Origin of the sequence: Achromobacter sp. RW408 (assembly GCF_003184165.1) — a bacterium.
Classification (GTDB): Bacteria; Pseudomonadota; Gammaproteobacteria; order Burkholderiales; family Burkholderiaceae_B; genus Achromobacter; species Achromobacter xylosoxidans.
In genome coordinates, this window is sequence record NZ_QHHO01000026.1 from 1 (window position 1) to 949 (window position 949).

The window sequence follows — 949 nt, forward strand, 5'->3', positions numbered from 1 at the left end:
GCGCCTTGCGCACGCCCACGCCCAGCCCTTGCAGATAGGCCACCAGCGCGTCCTCTTCGGTCTTGCCTTCGATGGCCTTGGGCGCGGCGGCGATCTCTTCGTCTGTATACGGCACGCCCAGGGCGCGCAGCGCGCGCATGCGCTGCTCGACGTTCTGGCCGGTGATCACCGTCTTTTCCAGCCACGGATAGGCCGGCATGTTGGACTCGGGCACCACCTTGCGCGGATCGCGCAGGTGGATGCGATGCCAGTCGTCGGAATAGCGTTCGCCCACGCGCGCCAGGTCCGGGCCGGTGCGCTTGGAGCCCCACAGGAACGGATGGTCGAACACCGACTCCGAGGCCAGCGAATACGAACCGTAGCGCTGCACTTCGGCCGCCAGCAGGCGCACCTGCTGCGAGTGGCAGCCGACACAGCCTTCGCGGATGTAGACGTCGCGCCCCATCAGGCGCAGCGGGCTGTAGGGTTCGACCCCCGCCACCGGCTGCGTGGTGCTGTGCTGGAAAAACAGCGGCACGATCTGCACCAGGCCGGCGAACGACACCACCAGGATGCTGGCGATGATCATCCAGCCGATGTTCTTTTCGAGCGTCTGGTGGGAGAAAAAGCCTTGTTGCTTGTTGGCCATGATGTCCTCGTCAAACAGTGGCCGGCGCGGCGGCGATGACCGGCGTGCGGGCGGCGTGGGGATCGTCTTGCGGAATGGGGGGATTGATCGCTTGCGCGCCGCTCACCGTCTTCCACACGTTCCACGCCATGACAAAGACACCCGACAGGAACAGCGTGCCGCCCAGCAGCCGGATCAGGTAATACGGCAGGCGCGTCTTGAGCTCTTCGACGAAGCTGTACACCAGCGTGCCGTCGGCCGCGGTGTCGCGCCACATCAGGCCCTGCTGCACCCCGGCGATCCACATCGCGGCGATGTACAGCACCACGCCGATGGTGGCGA

1 protein-coding gene and 1 pseudogene are annotated in these 949 nt (G+C 66.2%); both read right to left on the reverse strand.

The features are described from left to right. A partial coding sequence (ccoO, locus tag DK459_RS07445; RefSeq protein WP_110134617.1) for a cytochrome-c oxidase, cbb3-type subunit II occupies positions 1-628 on the reverse strand: 628 nt, incomplete at its 3' end. A gap of 10 nt (positions 629-638) precedes the next feature. Then, positions 639-949, reverse strand: a pseudogene (locus tag DK459_RS07450) (cytochrome C oxidase Cbb3); the annotation flags it as partial.